Origin of the sequence: Paenibacillus sp. S02 (genome assembly GCF_019454065.1) — a bacterium.
In the GTDB taxonomy this organism is placed as follows: Bacteria; Bacillota; Bacilli; order Paenibacillales; family Paenibacillaceae; genus Paenibacillus; species Paenibacillus polymyxa_B.
Genome location: NZ_CP073682.1, coordinates 3878389 through 3893804 on the forward strand (window position 1 = coordinate 3878389; position 15416 = coordinate 3893804).

The 15416-nt window shown below is 37.3% G+C and carries 18 protein-coding genes; 2 read left to right on the forward strand and 16 right to left on the reverse strand.

Annotated elements, in window-relative coordinates; translation table 11 throughout:
- Positions 1–24: 24 nt before the first annotated feature.
- From KAI36_RS17060 to KAI36_RS17110, 12 genes are all read right to left on the reverse strand, one after another.
- Positions 25–171: a phage terminase small subunit-related protein gene (locus KAI36_RS17060; RefSeq protein ID WP_346730187.1), complete on the reverse strand. Its 147-nt coding sequence runs from the start codon at positions 169–171 to the stop codon at positions 25–27.
- A 273-nt stretch (positions 172–444) separates the two neighbouring features.
- Complete coding sequence (locus tag KAI36_RS27390) at positions 445–579, reverse strand: hypothetical protein (RefSeq protein WP_258382336.1); 135 nt, start codon at positions 577–579, stop codon at positions 445–447.
- Positions 580–605: 26 nt separating this feature from the next.
- Positions 606–1109, reverse strand: coding sequence for a hypothetical protein (locus KAI36_RS17065; protein ID WP_220025515.1), 504 nt, complete (start codon positions 1107–1109; stop codon positions 606–608).
- Positions 1110–1126: 17 nt separating this feature from the next.
- Positions 1127–1594, reverse strand: coding sequence for a hypothetical protein (locus tag KAI36_RS17070; RefSeq protein ID WP_220025516.1), 468 nt, complete (start codon positions 1592–1594; stop codon positions 1127–1129).
- A gap of 470 nt (positions 1595–2064) precedes the next feature.
- The gene (locus tag KAI36_RS17075; RefSeq protein ID WP_220025517.1) at positions 2065–2529 is read right to left on the reverse strand and encodes a hypothetical protein; all 465 of its coding nucleotides are present in this window, start codon (positions 2527–2529) and stop codon (positions 2065–2067) included.
- 208 nt (positions 2530–2737) lie between these two features.
- On the reverse strand, positions 2738–2965 hold the full coding sequence (locus KAI36_RS17080) for a hypothetical protein (protein ID WP_220025518.1): 228 nt from the start codon (positions 2963–2965) through the stop codon (positions 2738–2740).
- A gap of 251 nt (positions 2966–3216) precedes the next feature.
- Positions 3217–3807 carry a restriction endonuclease gene (locus KAI36_RS17085; protein ID WP_220025519.1) on the reverse strand — a complete coding sequence of 197 codons (591 nt, stop codon included), beginning with the start codon at positions 3805–3807 and terminating at the stop codon, positions 3217–3219.
- Positions 3808–4502: 695 nt separating this feature from the next.
- Entirely contained in the window at positions 4503–5309 is an 807-nt protein-coding gene (locus tag KAI36_RS17090) for a hypothetical protein (protein ID WP_220025520.1), read from the reverse strand.
- 152 nt (positions 5310–5461) lie between these two features.
- A complete protein-coding gene (locus tag KAI36_RS17095; RefSeq protein ID WP_220025521.1) occupies positions 5462–5626 on the reverse strand; it encodes a hypothetical protein in 165 nt (54 codons plus the stop codon).
- A gap of 142 nt (positions 5627–5768) precedes the next feature.
- Positions 5769–7226, reverse strand: a complete 1458-nt coding sequence (locus tag KAI36_RS17100; RefSeq protein ID WP_346730188.1) for a DEAD/DEAH box helicase family protein — start codon at positions 7224–7226, stop codon at positions 5769–5771.
- Positions 7144–7983 carry a phage terminase small subunit gene (gene terS / locus KAI36_RS17105; protein ID WP_346730210.1) on the reverse strand — a complete coding sequence of 280 codons (840 nt, stop codon included), beginning with the start codon at positions 7981–7983 and terminating at the stop codon, positions 7144–7146. Before terS ends, KAI36_RS17100 begins: the two co-directional genes overlap by 83 nt.
- 259 nt (positions 7984–8242) lie before the next feature.
- Positions 8243–8797 carry a site-specific integrase gene (locus KAI36_RS17110; protein WP_220025523.1) on the reverse strand — a complete coding sequence of 185 codons (555 nt, stop codon included), beginning with the start codon at positions 8795–8797 and terminating at the stop codon, positions 8243–8245.
- A 362-nt stretch (positions 8798–9159) separates the two neighbouring features.
- Between KAI36_RS17110 and KAI36_RS17115 the strand changes: the two genes are divergently transcribed.
- Positions 9160–9765: a hypothetical protein gene (locus KAI36_RS17115; protein WP_220025524.1), complete on the forward strand. Its 606-nt coding sequence runs from the start codon at positions 9160–9162 to the stop codon at positions 9763–9765.
- A 289-nt stretch (positions 9766–10054) separates the two neighbouring features.
- On the opposite strand, the gene KAI36_RS17120 is transcribed toward KAI36_RS17115, so the two are convergent.
- Together KAI36_RS17120 and KAI36_RS17125 are read right to left on the reverse strand one after the other, a co-directional pair.
- Positions 10055–10309: a hypothetical protein gene (locus KAI36_RS17120; protein WP_220025525.1), complete on the reverse strand. Its 255-nt coding sequence runs from the start codon at positions 10307–10309 to the stop codon at positions 10055–10057.
- A 220-nt stretch (positions 10310–10529) separates the two neighbouring features.
- Positions 10530–10946, reverse strand: a complete 417-nt coding sequence (locus KAI36_RS17125) for a MerR family transcriptional regulator (protein WP_258382189.1) — start codon at positions 10944–10946, stop codon at positions 10530–10532.
- A 181-nt stretch (positions 10947–11127) separates the two neighbouring features.
- Here KAI36_RS17125 and KAI36_RS17130 point away from each other — a divergent pair, with 181 nt between their 5' ends.
- Positions 11128–12249: an NADH-dependent flavin oxidoreductase gene (locus KAI36_RS17130; RefSeq protein ID WP_220025527.1), complete on the forward strand. Its 1122-nt coding sequence runs from the start codon at positions 11128–11130 to the stop codon at positions 12247–12249.
- Positions 12250–12584: 335 nt separating this feature from the next.
- Here the strand turns inward: KAI36_RS17130 and KAI36_RS17135 are convergent, their stop codons facing one another.
- Both KAI36_RS17135 and KAI36_RS17140 read right to left on the reverse strand, forming a co-directional pair.
- Positions 12585–13226 carry a hypothetical protein gene (locus tag KAI36_RS17135; RefSeq protein ID WP_220025528.1) on the reverse strand — a complete coding sequence of 214 codons (642 nt, stop codon included), beginning with the start codon at positions 13224–13226 and terminating at the stop codon, positions 12585–12587.
- Positions 13227–13523: 297 nt separating this feature from the next.
- Positions 13524–15308, reverse strand: a complete 1785-nt coding sequence (locus tag KAI36_RS17140; protein ID WP_220025529.1) for a DUF4365 domain-containing protein — start codon at positions 15306–15308, stop codon at positions 13524–13526.
- Positions 15309–15416: the final 108 nt, after the last annotated feature.

Here is a 15416-nt window from a genome sequence, read left to right on the forward strand (position 1 = left end):
GATCAGGAAAAGTTTCCTGACCCTCTATATTCCCTCTTCTTTATATCCTACAATAGAGAGCCGTAAAACGTCCTTTAGCTTTATCATTCCGCCACTCTCCATCAACATCTGTTTTGCTTTGTCCCGCTCGGGACTGCGTTCCCTTTCCATCCTACATGTCACCACCCCCATATTGACATTTCTTTATTCTAGCTATATAAGAAGTGTAGTTGTTCGTTTTACTCGATTCCCGATAACGGTCTTCTACGTCTGCCTATGATTAGGCTCCAAGCAACAATTAAAAATTTGGAGGGAATCGCTATGAGTATTGTCAAAGCAATTAGGTTCAAAGGTTTTGATGTCAGACTTCCGTTCTTGTCTATCAAGTTTGAAACCCATCACCCAGTTGTTTGGAGGTCGGGTAAAGCGAATAACTAACCGTCCTATTGGTAAAGGGCGGTTTTTTTATATTTCATCCTTCTGAAGCTTAGTATCCAATTCAATCAGCCGATCCAGATCCTGCACCGTCTGCACTTTTATATTTCCAGCCTGTAGGTCTTTGACTTTTGTCCACGAAAATAAATCATGCAATAGGCCCATACAAAAAACAGCACCAATAGATGCTGTTAAAATCCATGTGCCATTATATGTGTCAACTTCTCATTAACAACTGAGATTGCAATTCTTAAGGTCTTTAATGATGTTCCTAACAAACCAGTAGATAGTAGATCTTGAGGAATGGGCGAAACCACCCTCAATTTACTCCTTTGTTTGGCCTTCACAACTTTGAACAAAGTATTGATTTTAACTGCATTCTCCCAGACTAATATATTAGATAGTTTGGTGAAACGAGAAACAGTAAAAATAAATGTAAAAGGACTAAAAATAATCAAGGCAATAAATAACGCTCCCCTTTGTACGAGGTTATATTTACGTTTTTCCATAAGAAAGGCGAAAGGCATTACGAATGGTACTACAATAATGCTACCCATCAGAATCAAAAAGAGGATTAATACATAATTCCATGTTTTCACCAAATAACCTTCCTGATAACATCTAATCAAGATGCCTGTAATCGAACCCAAGATCATAGCAGCAGAGAAGAATATCATTGTTTGAGTTAATGTCATTTCTTTCCCTCCTATCCTTAAACGACCTTCTGCTGAGCAGATTTAACGGCAGCCACCTTATCAGGTTTCAAAAAATATTCTACGCAAACCAAAAAAGGAAATATCAGCATCCAAGGTACAATGTAATAATAATCAAATACTATCTGCTCAGGATGCGGCATTGGTACCTTTTCCCCTAAGCTGAAAACAAGACTTTTTATGTCTAGTTTGACAAAACCAAAAAAACCACCCAGGGACATGACACCATACAACGCTGATATCCAAGTTCCCACTACTGATATTATACTTCTTACGCTTTCATTTGTTTCCAAATAAATTATAACATATTCATACAGAGATGTTACAGAAGACACAAACAATACAGTAAAAAAAGCAGATTCACTGTCGGGTTTCGTAAAAGTGACAACCCAAGTGAATAAAACAATAATCAGACGAAATGTTATTTTTACCTTCGCCCCTTTGTTAATATCAACTTTCTCGGACAATTCGAACGCTCCTTTGATACTAAGTACCCTTAATTCTAACCCATCATCCAATATATAACAATATATTTTCGAATTCCAGTATTATCAGGTACCTCGCATATTTTTTCAGCGCTCACTCTATACGAATATTTAAACTTCGATTTTCATTACTCATCAACCACCTGATAACTAAAATAAGCAACCTACAACGGCCTGGCGGAATGTCAGTTCATCCATCACCATAATTTCATCTCCATTAGCACCGGTGATGCGCATATCCTTTTGGTCTTTCGGTTCAAAATTATCTGAGTAACCCCCTATTTGAGTTGATTTGGTTTCCGCTATTCGGGTGACAGGCTAACAGGCTATCATAGCGTGTGTATGCCCTCTCTCTGCTCTCCTTCCGGGAATCGTCTGAGCCAATAGAAAGAATGCTCAAAACGGCTCATAATTTATCGTATGAAGGCAAAAAAAGCACCACAACGGGTGCTTTACTTAGAGAGCATCTTCTCTTCTATATCCTTTTTAAAAGCTTCTACTGTAAATAGTTCCTGCGGTTGACCAAAATCAAAATTTGTTGCAATGATCCATTTCCCAGACGAATAATTAAGCCTTGTAGTATTCGTTGGTGAAGACTTAAGATCTGATATTCCTGAATATTCCTTGTAATAATTCAAATGGACATAGAATTCATTCTGAGGATAGCTAATTTGTGGTCTTACTGTTACATGATGTATCTTAGTAAATATAATATCAAGCTCGGTATAGCCGCTTGTAAAATCAAATACTTCTTTCTCTTTAATCTCAACAAGCTTTTCCTCTTCGTACTTACTCAACCACTGTTTCAAATCATCATAAAGCAATTTCAAAGCTTGAATTTGTTCTTTTCTCAAATTTATTAAACGTTCCGCATCTTCCCCTAAATTCTCTAAAACCTGCAAAAATTCATCCTTCATTATTAACAGCCCCCTCTTAATAAAACGCTTTGCCTATAATAATTCGACATTCAGGAAGTTTTTTCCTCTTTAACACACTTGCGAGGCTTAGAACAAAATTGTTTAACACCATCCCATCTATATCTATCCCATCCTCAACCTTTGAAATTCTTCGGCCGTTTAAGCTGATTCATTTGAGTATGATAAAAAAGCCACTCATTTGAGCGGCTCAGTATTGTTTCCCTTTGTAATCTTTTAGCGTATCCCATACTATCTCTTTCAGGTCGGAATGTTCTTCAGGTAATTCAACACCGGTGAGAGCCTGCAAAGACAATACATGAATTATTTCTTGTACTTCGAAAAATTGTACAAGGTTCATCTCTCCAGCTTTTAAAGTGTGACGAATATTATGTACATCCAAATAATCTAATTTCAAAACATTATTTATCCTTTCCAAGATATAGTCCTCCCTTTTTAATTAAGATACTTTAATAATTGCATTTTCCGAACACTATACCATATTACAAAAAAATAGCTGGTGTAAGTACGCTACACTCTTTGCTTAAAGCATTTGAGTTTAGTTACTAAAGACGAATAACAAGACCATTCTACAAACTGCCAGGAATGACCGTCAAATGAGGTGAATAGAGAATAGACTCAGAAATCGAAGTCAGTTTATTCATTCTCTGGACTCCTCCTTTCTCGCTTCTATCCTGCTTTCTTGGTTGCGGAATTACTTTGCTTAACCTGCAGAATCATTTCAATAAGCTGTTCCCTGTTAATCAAGCGAACGTTATTGGACCTTGCCAGTTTGTAGGCTTGCTCTGTGTAATCGCTATTTGTCACAACCCATGCTGAAGATGCACGATAATGAGCTACCGCACCGTAAACCTCCTGAACCGCTTTAAGCCCAACATTTTTACTGTACCGTTTCGCCTGAACTACGATACGCTGACCGCTTTTTGTAAGAACCAAATCAGCACCGTAATCTCCAGCAGCTTGTGTAACCTCAGCTTTGTATCCTTGAGCACTGAACAAAAGTCCTAAATATTTCTCGAATTGACGGCCATCCATTTTATCAATTTCAGCAATCCCAGAGTTACGCAGTCTTGTTGCAGCAACCATTTGACGATAGATAATAAATGCTATGACTATTGCTACTGCCAAAAAAGATGCAAAAACAGAGGCACCGATTGAATCTGTAACTGAATAGATAAAGAAGAACGGGGCTATTAGCGCAATTCCTGCAATAGCCTCCTCAATAGAGCTTTTCTGTTTTCTTCTCCGTCTTCTAGCCATTAATAATTCCCCCTTATTCTGTATATATCGACAATAAAGAGATTGGAATTAATAGGTAGAAGAAAAACCTCTACGAATTGAACCGCACTAGAATTCTGATCAGACTGTTAATATTTCCACTAGTTAACGTTACCTTGTCGCCTACCCGGGCTATGTAAAGAGGCCGGCACATTGGCCGACCTGATCCCCGAAGCTAGAAAGCTGCGGTGTATTACTTAATTGATTTTCCATGATACAAATTTACCATATCAATAGTCCAGTGGCGGGTCAATTTTCATTCAAATAACGGTCATTAAATAGGCTTTCTCTTATATTTGTTTGTTCTAATTTTTCAAATTATATCTCATAGGAAAGAAAATTAATGATCACCTTTTCTTGTTTTTATTTTCCCCATTGATAAACAAAAAAATAAGCACAATAAAAACTCCTATAAACACAAAATTCATAGCATTGTAGTGACTTAAATGCAGCATATAAATTGTGATTATATATATAATACATATCATAATATTTTCTGTATTGAACTTTTTAAACCTGTACTTTCTTATCCGATAAATCAACAGGATTAAAACTAGAACTGTGATTGCAAACAAATAATAAACCATAGATTCTCTACCTCCTTCATTGAATACTACATTACTATAATATAAAAAATAGCCCGCTAATTAGCAGGCTATTTTGAAGCAAGCGCTAAATTACATTTGTCTTACATAATTATAGGACTTAGTTAGAGTTGCATGTGCTGCATTATAATTTTCATATACTAACCCAGCTTGCCCCGCAAGAGCTCCCCCAGCGGCTATAGCACCTAAAACATCAGGAATGTTTATAACAGTTAAACCTAATGAACTAGCCAAAGCAGCAGCGCCAAATCTCATATTATTGTGATTAGTTGCGAAAGAATCTATGCTGGCAATAGCTAGTGGGACATAATTATTTGTAATAGAAATTCCCGATTTACTTATCTGGCTTCCAGCCGGTCCCCAACTAAACCAAAAACCAAAATCATTATAGACTCTGAAAGAATAGGTTTTATAGTTACCGTAATAATGAGCGATTGCAGGTAGTCCTCCAGTATCTTCACTGGCCGCTAAACTAAAGTCATTCGGTTGAACATTAGAGCTATAAATGGATTGATTACTTTGTGCGGTATCTACTTTTTGACCATCAACAAAGTATTCATTATTTATTTTTTTGATTTCGGTCTTATTTACATCATCCGTGAATACCTCTTTTTGGGCTTCAGTAGCGGTATCGTTTAAATCATAATGTGTCTCGGTAACTAGATTTACAACAATATTGTCTCCCTGTACTTGTCTTTCGATCTCCATACTAATTGTTTTTGTACCGATTTTCGCTCCCTCAGCTAATACATCATAGGTTTGTTTAACATTTTGGTTATCTTGGTTTTGAGTGACCTGTGCTGAAGCGTTTACTGGTGCAACAGATAAAATAGTCGAAAACGCCAGAGCAGAAGCTATTGCTAATTTCATTCTTTTCAAATCCTTACCTCCAGTAATTTTTATTTTCTAACAGTTAAATCATTCCATATAATTACATAAAAGTACATAGTTCATAATAACTATATATTTTTCGACATATTACTACATAAACAAAGTAAGCTCTTCCTCTTCATCTGTATAAATATATGCGTTTAATGATGTGGCAGTATAGCTATAGCATCAAATTTTAATCTTCGGAATGTACTATTAATAATCCCCTTCTCTCCGCAACTGATGTAATCAAACTCCTCCTCATCATCCAGATAACTCCGTTGGATGGCCTCGCGCTGGTCACTGGACAATTGGCCCATTGCCATACCAAGCAGACGATCTTTAGCCTGAAACTATGCCTCCTTGTCCACGTTGTAAACAGCAATGTTCTCTGTTTGCTTGCTGATTTCATTATAAAATACGTCTGCGTAATCGCCGCCTCACGCTGAATAAAACCAATCATCCTATTCATCTTTTTACTGCCACACTACCTATTGAAGGAATCATAATGTGTTCAGGTGCTTCAACTAAGAACTCTCCGAAAGTCAAAACAAAAGCGTCAGCTCTATCAGGAGACTTGAGTCCTCGTTTCTTCATATCATCTTTACTTTCAAGAATCATCTTCCCTTTTGAGGTCATTCTCCACTTTCTTGTGGCTAACTGAGAGATTAAAGTGTCGTCATCGGGTAATTCCATAACTCCTGGATCACCGTTTATGAAGTTGGTCAGATTGGTTTCTAAATCTGTTCTGATGGATTGCCACATCTCTGTGACCAGATTAGCGCAATATTCATCCAAAGAAGATGATCCGTTATTGATCGCGACGACTTCCCAACCGAATCCTTCTTCATTGATAACCTCAATCAACCGATCCGTGACACCGCCGCCAACCCCTGTATCATCAACATTAAACTTTACATGTTCAACTTCTGGATGTTTCAGAAGCATTTCTTTGGCTAAGCGTATGGCATTACCAACAGTAACCATTGTGCTTTCTTTGAAATGGCTGTGCTGTCCAACCGCTTTTTTACCTATACCAGCATACATGGCTGTTTCGTCATCTCCATATCGTGCAACGTCAACTCCAATGACAAGTGTTGTTCCAGTAGGCTCAATATGAACTTCCTTTGCCGCATGCTCCGTTGCTTCCAAAGTGATGAATGTTCCAGCTTCCCCTCGTGGGAACTGGCCTTGGACACGAACGCGGTATACGTCACTGCCCTCGCCATACTTTCGCTTAAGCATTTCAATGTTTTCTTTACTTGTACGCGGACTATCAAGGCACGAGACCTGATGAGTCCTATATATCGCTCGGTCTCTATTATGAGAATCAAAAAAGAACCCGCTCGTTTTGGTCGGGTTCCCACACATAAAAAGCTTATTGTAATCTCCTGATAGCGTACCAAATATTGCAGCCATAATTCTGTCGTCTACCCCTGAAGCTTCATCCACAATAAAAAGCAGGTAGTCCTCATGGAATCCCTGCATATTCTCAGGTTTGGTTGCTGTCCGGGCCGTAGCAAACCAGCGCTCCTCATAGTTTTTCATATATATCTTAGTTTTGGTCCATTTGAGGATGCGTTTCAAAATCGGGCTTTGGGACTGCCATTTGCTAATCTCTGCCCACAGTACGTCATTTAACTGCTGCCGTGTTGGAGCTGTACAAACAACACGAGGGAACGGGAAACAACATAAAAACCATAGCGTTATAGCCGCTTCAAGTGCTGTCTTACCGACTCCCTGCCCGGATCGGACAGAAACAAAACGATATTTTGCAATATCATCCGAAACGCTTTCTTGCCACTTATCAGGATTAAAATTCAGGATCTCTTTAAAGAATGTTTTAGGACTCTTCCGGTACACTGGCAGCCTCTTCTTGAATGCCGCCATCCGTTTCGTCACGCTCTCCACTTTCTTCGCCATCATTCATTACCGCCTCTACCCAATCATCTATAAGGTCTTCTTCCGAATCGCCTTTCCCGTTCTTCATTTCCTCAATCTGGAGCTGCGTCTTTTCAACTTGTGCTTGCATTTGGTCAAGTTTCAGACGGCGTTCATCTTCCTCATCCGCAATCGCCAGAAATTGCTTGATAGCACCACGCAATTCAGACATGGCTGTGGATTGAGCTTTCAAGTAGGTAGCGTAACGATCCCAAGAAAATTGAAATTCATATTCTTCCTTGATTGGCACTTGCTCAAGCTTTTTCTTTTTGGAAGTACCTGTATTGTGTATTTCATACTCGACTTTTTTAAGTTCTTTAATCATTTCCTGTTTATTTTCAACAAACATGATCCGCTGCGCCCAAATTATCGCCTGAAATTGAGTGGTAATGTTGTACCAGATCATGTCTACTGGGTCCATTTCTTGGACAGCATCCATTATTTCAACGAATTCTGGGTTCTGTGGCATGAACTTACGAAAAAATCCGTGTGTAACAGCTTTGTCGTTTCCGTATGGGCCTCCAGCTCCTCCTTTATTTCCTTTTGCATTCTTATTGCCAGTTTGTCCGCCGCGCTTTCTTTTCTCCGGTATCTCATCCCATTTGTCCAATGCCTTCCATTTGCGAATACTGGAGTCGCTGACACCAAGCTTCATCGCAATATCCTTTAATTTCATATCGCGTCCGCTGTCAATCCACATTTTTAGTGCCTTTTCCCTATTTGGGCTTCGTTCTCTACTCACTTCATTTTTCACCACCACCAAAGTATTCGAGTTGGTTTTAACGCGGATGTCTAAAATAAATTTAGCGCTCCACTTGCATTTATTTCTCATGTTGTTCTAACGATTAGAAATCTAGCACTTATTCAACCAGATACTGTAAAACTAATTCACTATAATATATATTCTCGGTAACTCATAAAACACGTAGATTGCTTGGTGCTATTTGTTTTGTTGTCCTTTTCCCATTTTGAATTCACGGTTACCCTATTGTAGAGAATTGCTACAGCTCAAAATCCTTCAAAACATCGTCTAAAGTGTCCTGAAGGATGCCGACATAGCGTAAAGTCACCTTCTGCTCGGTGTGATTGAATAGATCCATTAGTAACGCTATATCCTTCGTTTCATTGTAAAAATAGTAACCAAAGGTCTTTCTCATGGAGTGGGTTCCAATTTCCTTTAAACCAAATTTTCGGGCAACACCATTTAACATCTTGTAAGCCATGCTGCTACTGATCGGCACGACCTCCGATCTCCTCTTTTTGTTCCTGCTCGGAAATAAATAATCGCTATCCAATTTACCGGATATATATGCATCAAGTTCTTTGCGAAGGTTTTTGCGAATAGGAATGTTCTTTCTTTTCTTCGTTTTCTTTTCTGTAATTACAATATGGCTTCCTTTGACTGAGCTGACTTTCAAGGGCAAAATATCCGATATCCGCAATCCTGTGTTGATTCCAACCAAAAACAAAATGTAGTCCCGTTCATTTTTCTCTTTCAAATATTGCTTAATGGCCTCCAGCTTTTTAGAATCGCGGATCGGCTGAACGAAGTTCACTGCATTTCGCTCCTTTCATGTTTGTTTGAACAGAGGATGGAAACATACATAATTGTTTAGTACCAGTCCAATTGCCCCAAACACATCCATTGCATAAAGCAGGTTGACGTGGTGACCTAGCCAGAACAGGCGGGGGTCTCCGTGAAGATTTAATTGGCATATCACTTTCCTCCAATGCAAAAAGGCCGCTTTTCAGCGACCTCTAATTTACGTTATTTTATGGATTCAATATATCATCATTCTATTACTTATTTACTTCGGATTATGTGGTATGTATCAAATGCCAAGGAAAAATTTCCTGAACGAGCATAATAAAACCTCTTTTTAAGCCGATATAAGGATAAAAGGAGTTGTATATAAACTTGATATATATTTTAGGTTTCATTATAATCATTGCTTTGCCCATACTTGTTATTCTCAAACATCTCAAAAGCAGGCCGCTTAGAAAAAGTTATAAAAAAAATTTTAAAGATCCTTTTAAAAAGCATATAAAGAAAAATATGAATAGTAAAAACAATAATTTTTATCTTGAGTCGGATAAGAGATTCAACAATCTTTTAGAGTTTTATAAAGATGAATCTTTTAAAATTCTTTCAGATAAACAGAAAAGTATCAATTTTCTTATAAGTGGAATTAATTTGAATTCGAACTTAAATAATTCAATGGTCTCTTTTTTTATTAGCACTTTTGCCTTAATATTTTCTTTAGTATCGGTTTTTAAACCAGTTATTAACGCAGATGACCAAGCTTTAATAATCGTAACTATCAGCTCGTTTATTCTTTCCATTCTCATGGATTCTTTATTAGAATATACTTTTAAATCCGACATCTTAACAGACTTAAACGATCATCTATCAGCAATAAGTCATTTGATTGATTTAAAAGGTGCTGACAAATATAGTTTGTTAAACTTAAATTTCGACAGCGAAATTTTAAATAAAATTAGAATTATAAACCAAAAAAAATAAATATTAAGTAAGTTTGAAAAACCAATAAATAATAGCTTCTTTACGAGTTGGCATTGATTTAGTTCGTATAAGAAATTTATAATGCGATTTTTTAATCCCAAAATATGTGCCTATACTATATCGGCATAACCTTAATTCTTTTCTATGTATAAGATTGCGGTAATTTATAATATGCGGCTACCGCTAATCCGCCATGCCCGGTATGGGCCTCTTATGGACATCCTTCTTGCTCCGGGGTTATATTACCCTCTGAGTCCTGTCTCCGATTTAGTTTTAGTTTTGGAAAAAATTACTGAAGCTGACCAGCTAGTGCTTTAAGGCCACTTGGTACAGCGATTTGTTTACCATCATGTTCATTTCCGTTTACATAGGCTGTGTCTTTGTCCACATAGTAAACTACACCTTCGCCTCCGATAATCGGAAAGCCGCTTTCGTCGTAATCCAGATTTGTACCCACATACTTGCCATGCTTAACTGCTTCATCTTCCAATGGATGGAGATGGAGAATTTTTTCCTTATCCAAGTAAGCGTAACTATGTGCCATGTTTATTGCCTCCTAGAATAGATTTAATTTGTTCCTGAATAAAGTATAAATCCTTTCTACTACGCGCCTACTACGGATTTATTAGTTCCTACTATCAGCAGAAAATAAAGTAGTAGACTGAGCCTGGAAATTGAAACAGCGACAACCAAGGACGAAAAAAAGTCCTAGACTGTCGCTGTTCCATTGAACTAACGTTCCCCGTTAGCGCAAGTACATTACATTAATTCACCGTCTTAATCTCCAGGCCGTGACCGTGACATTTAAAGTTATAGTTAGGGTTTTTCATAACCTCTTCTTTCTGAAGTTCATACATGGCTAGTTTATAGTTTATTTCTTCCAAGTGTTTTTGACTTTCGTCAATTTTCTTCTGAACTTCCAATTTATGATGCATCAACATTTCTTCTCTTTGCAAATAGGTGCTATTTCCCAATTCATAAAGTTCCTTGTAATCCTTGATTTTTGAAAGAGGCATTCCTGTCTCTTTGAGACAACGAATAAAAGAAATCCAATCTATTTGTTGTTGGTTATAAACTCTACGACCTTTTTCGTCACGAGATATATTTGGTAATATCCCCTGCTCTTCATAAAACCTAAGTGTCTTTGCAGATACATTTAAATTCTCCACTACATATGTCATTGAATATAACATCTATTTGTCCCACCTTTAGTTACAGTTACTGTAACTAAATATATATCATGAAAAGATCGAAAACACAACAATTCTACATGTAATCATATAAAAATAAATCCTTGACCTACTGTAACGGTAACCAATTACACTGAAACAGAAAATAAAATATGATAGCGAGGTTAAAGAAATGAATCAAATATATAGAAGGTTATTTGAATCCTTCACATTCAGAAGTGGAATAACAATGAAGAATAGAATTGTTATGGCACCTATGACAACCTGGTCAAGCAATGACGATCTTACCATTTCGGATGACGAAGTAAAGTATTACAAACAAAGAGTGAATGGAGTAGGACTCGTCATTACAGGGTGTACTCATGTTACACCGAATGGACAGGGTTTTACGAATGAATTCGCCGGGTACAATGATGAATTTACTCCAAGTTTACGAAAATTAGCTGAGGCAGCGAAAAGTGGAGGCGCTCCTGCGATCCTACAGATTTTCCATGCTGGCAATAAAGCCGTGCCTGGATTGGATGCAGTTAGTGCGAGTGCATTGCAACCCGAAGTTACTAATTTAGGTTCAACTTCAGAAACAAGAGAACTATCACATGAGGAGATCTTGTCGATTGTACGTGCTTTTGGAGACACAACAAGACGAGCAATTGAAGCCGGATTTGATGGCGTCGAAATTCATGGGGCTCATGGATTTTTAATTCAGAATTTTTGGTCGCCAGCGACAAATCAACGGACGGACCAATGGGGAGGATCACTTGAAAATCGCTTGCGTTTTCCTTTGGCAATTATTGAAGAAATCAAAAATGTCATTGAAAAACATGCTACAAAACCATTCATTATAGGATTCCGACTTTCTCCTGAAGAATCCTCCAAAGTGGGCGGATTACGTATGAAAGACACGTATGAATTAATTGATTTCCTTGTTGGACAGGATTTAGATTATATACATGCTTCATTGGATAATGTGTCTTCAAAGCCAGTAGATAGTCAAGATGAAAAAACACGACTTGAATTAATTCTTGAAAGAGCAAACGGTAAGGTACCTGTGATGGCTGCTGGTTCCATAATAACACCGGATGATGCTCTTAAAGCTATGGAATTAGGTTTGCCGCTAGTCGCCATTGGGCATGCGTTAATTATGGATCCTAATTGGGTTGAAAAGGTCGCAAATGGACGTGATGCCGAGGTAGATTCTGAATTGAACGTTTCGAAACTCGACCAGCTTAATATTCCAGAAAAACTTTGGAATGTATTTCAAGCAATGCCAGGTTGGTTTAATATTAGTAAATAAAGAGTAGTCCTAAAGGCTACTCAGATTGACGAGAAATCCAAGTCTTTTATGAGACTTCGGGTTTCTTTTGCTGATTCTAAGGTGCTCCGTTCATCCGTAGTTCGGTAGGGCAATTCTTGCTGTTGCGGACACACATACCGCGTATATTTCGATCTTGAAGGCCTTTGCAAATAGAAGGCGTTAAATAACCTGAATCTAAGGCTACCGCTCCAGAATATTGTTGCGTTAAACTGCCCGTTAGCTTAATGAAGCATCGTCAAGACTATTACTTTATTTTTCAGTCTAGAACTTTAGACACCTACAATAAAGACCGCAAAGGCTTAAGCCCTTACGGTCTAATTTACTTCTGGCATCCTTAGTCCAATTTCACCTTCCTTGTTTCGTCCCCGTCCATAGTCGATGGTGACAAAATCCAATGTACGGTTAACTTTAAGACTTTTTGCTATACTTTCTATGGCCTTACGTCTTTTGTCTGCAAACGTAGTCGCTGAGATGCCTGGTATATCCTTACGATAACCCTTCTCTAAATATTGTTGTGCTTTGAGGTACTTCATTCCATCCAGAAACAGCAACTTTGCAATTAACCCTTCATGTTTATCGCGTATATTATTTATTGCAAATTTAATGTTATTCGTAAGGAATTGATAGAATTTGTAATTTACATGGCGCTGGTCTTTGAGTAGAACGGCATTTGCTGTCACATCTGCTGTCAGTTCTTGTCCCGAGACTCGCTTAGCAACCGATCCCTCTGCCGAAAGCAGATCATATGCAGCCATGCCGTTTTCCAATTGTTGAAGTGAGTATTCATAGTTTTTGATTACATCAATTAAGTCAGTATATTTGTTTAGCAGCCATTTTGTTTTTCTTATATCTACTACATCTACATCATCAAAGAAGTTTACTTGAACTATTTTCTGTTTATCAGAAGGATCTTCATTAGACTGAGCACTTAATACTACAGACTGAGTTAGTTCCATAAACATGTATCCTTTCAAAGGAAAATTGATTTTTTATATTTTGTCTCAAAATAAGTATAGCTATCTAAGAGTGATTAAGTCTGCAACCAACAATCTTAGAACAAAAAAACAAACAAGAATTATTTTTCAGAAAAAGATAAGTAAAAATATATGCAGGGACTTGGGTGTTCTCCCTATATCTCTAATGTAAATCCAAATCATAAACGTTGTGCTGATGTGCACTCCGACCTAACTCAGAAGTAGAAAAAATGATCAGAAGAACGAATATAAACCTCGGGTAATAATAGGCCTCTCAAATTATAATTCAAGATATAGTTTGTAGATGGGTAGATCTTTGTAAAACTCCTGTGTTTCAAATTTCAATTGTTTGAACCCGATGCTTGCTTCAATCTTAATTTCTAATAAAACGTTAATGCAAAATAGAAGATCTTTGTCACTACGAGATACTGCCTCATATTTTAATTCGATCAACTTTTCATTCATAGTTTCGTCTAATGTTCCATTTAACCGTTTATGAATCTGAAGCCGATTTATGAATATTACCAGATCTGAACAATCTCCCGCATCAAATTCAGTTGAGTATTTATCATAAACATAGTTGGCTAAATCTAGTAATTGCGAATTATTACCCAGATCATAAGCTTGTATGCATTTTAAGCAAAATTGATTCGTCCAATTGAAAGTTTCCATGTTGATAAATGGATCGAACTTATCAAAAGACCTCCTAATAATATCATAGTCAAAATTTATAGATTTCCCCAAAGCCTCTTCACTAAGTATAGTGTAGACACTATGAGGAAAACCTTCTCCTTCTTGATTTGTATGGATGACACAGTCTATCTTCAGAACCTCCTCGGAGTATCCATTAATTAACAGTCTATCGTCCTTTGGATTGTAGAGTACAACAATCGACTTATCTCCCAACTTAATATTGAGTAATGATGTATTGTCAGGCTTCTCTATTATTATCCCATTCAATGAATTTTGGTTCACAGTCTTTGTGATTGCTAGTAATTGCGGATAAACATCTCTAATATCGGAACCACCAAAAAATGTATTTTCAGGGACGCCTAAACGTTCAAATGCAACAGTCATATCAAGGAGATTCTGTTGGTATACCTGCATCTCTTGAAGATCGCCTGATATCTTCTGTACATTTAGTTTGAGAACAAACCCGTAATCCTCAAACTCTACAGGATGACCGGCCAATAAATCAATTACTAAAGGAATAACTTTCAATTGCGTTGAAAGAGACCGAAATCCCATAAAATGGAGATTGTATTTTTGTTCCCTTTCATAAATATTAATGGTAATTACTTCTTCAATAACAACTGTTATTTTATTTTGTTCAAAGGATAATTTCGATGTTAAAGAATATAAATCCCCATTAATATTTAATCTTGTTAAACTAGATGTACCCATGGATTCAATTCTTCCAACTTTATAGGGAAAATGAGTTTCATTTATAACACCATATATATTAAAATCGTGTTCGAAGATCGAACTTGTTTTTGGGTTCGATGTATCAAAAGTCATACTAGATAATCTGTATTCTTGGAATGCTTCCGGGGAGAAAATTTGTTTCTCGACAAGCATTCTCGGTTGATGTTTCTGTTCCCTCAGAAATTTATAGCAGACTGTATAGAGATTGGTTTCTTCTAGTGGCCGCAGTTCAACTGACTTTGTCTTTTGGTGACCATAGATACGAATAAGTTGATTGAGTTCCATTCCTAATAGCGACTTGTAAAATATTTTGCTATCTCCATCTGACTTTACTTCCACAACTAGCAATAGCACCCCATCACTGTTCAAGTAATTTCTATAGTGGCCCATATCCAACGAAAACGATCTTACCCCTTTGTGAAAATGAGCCACTTCCGTCCCTTTAACTTGTACCGGAACAATTCCAAGCAATGATTCTTTTTTCTCTGAACCGTCGGTGAAAACAGAAATGTTGCCGTCAAAGGATATTCCCTTGTCGCCTACAGGAATATTTGGAACTAAAAAACACCCTGGTTGATTTGCGACGTTCGTGATGGCTCCTACTGCTAAGCGTTCAATTTGTCCATTTGACAATGTCATAGTTCATCTTCCTTTTGTGGAATAAAGATAAGTTAACACTCTTTATTATAGAAGTGTACGTTATATTTAGCCAAGCAAACGGACAACATATAACTGAAGCAGCACTTA

Excerpts from the sequence above, each read along its gene's own strand:
- KAI36_RS17060 (WP_346730187.1), bottom strand. The coding sequence starts at position 171 with ATGGGGGTGGTGACATGTAGGATGGAAAGGGAACGCAGTCCCGAGCGG.
- KAI36_RS27390 (WP_258382336.1), bottom strand. The coding sequence starts at position 579 with ATGGGCCTATTGCATGATTTATTTTCGTGGACAAAAGTCAAAGACCTA.
- KAI36_RS17065 (WP_220025515.1), bottom strand. The coding sequence starts at position 1,109 with ATGACATTAACTCAAACAATGATATTCTTCTCTGCTGCTATGATCTTG.
- KAI36_RS17075 (WP_220025517.1), bottom strand. The coding sequence starts at position 2,529 with ATGAAGGATGAATTTTTGCAGGTTTTAGAGAATTTAGGGGAAGATGCG.
- KAI36_RS17085 (WP_220025519.1), bottom strand. The coding sequence starts at position 3,807 with ATGGCTAGAAGACGGAGAAGAAAACAGAAAAGCTCTATTGAGGAGGCT.
- KAI36_RS17095 (WP_220025521.1), bottom strand. The coding sequence starts at position 5,626 with ATGGCAATGGGCCAATTGTCCAGTGACCAGCGCGAGGCCATCCAACGG.
- KAI36_RS17100 (WP_346730188.1), bottom strand. The coding sequence starts at position 7,226 with ATGATGGCGAAGAAAGTGGAGAGCGTGACGAAACGGATGGCGGCATTC.
- KAI36_RS17120 (WP_220025525.1), bottom strand. The coding sequence starts at position 10,309 with ATGGCACATAGTTACGCTTACTTGGATAAGGAAAAAATTCTCCATCTC.
- KAI36_RS17125 (WP_258382189.1), bottom strand. The coding sequence starts at position 10,946 with ATGACATATGTAGTGGAGAATTTAAATGTATCTGCAAAGACACTTAGG.
- KAI36_RS17130 (WP_220025527.1), top strand. The coding sequence starts at position 11,128 with ATGAATCAAATATATAGAAGGTTATTTGAATCCTTCACATTCAGAAGT.
- KAI36_RS17135 (WP_220025528.1), bottom strand. The coding sequence starts at position 13,226 with ATGGAACTAACTCAGTCTGTAGTATTAAGTGCTCAGTCTAATGAAGAT.
- KAI36_RS17140 (WP_220025529.1), bottom strand. The coding sequence starts at position 15,308 with ATGACATTGTCAAATGGACAAATTGAACGCTTAGCAGTAGGAGCCATC.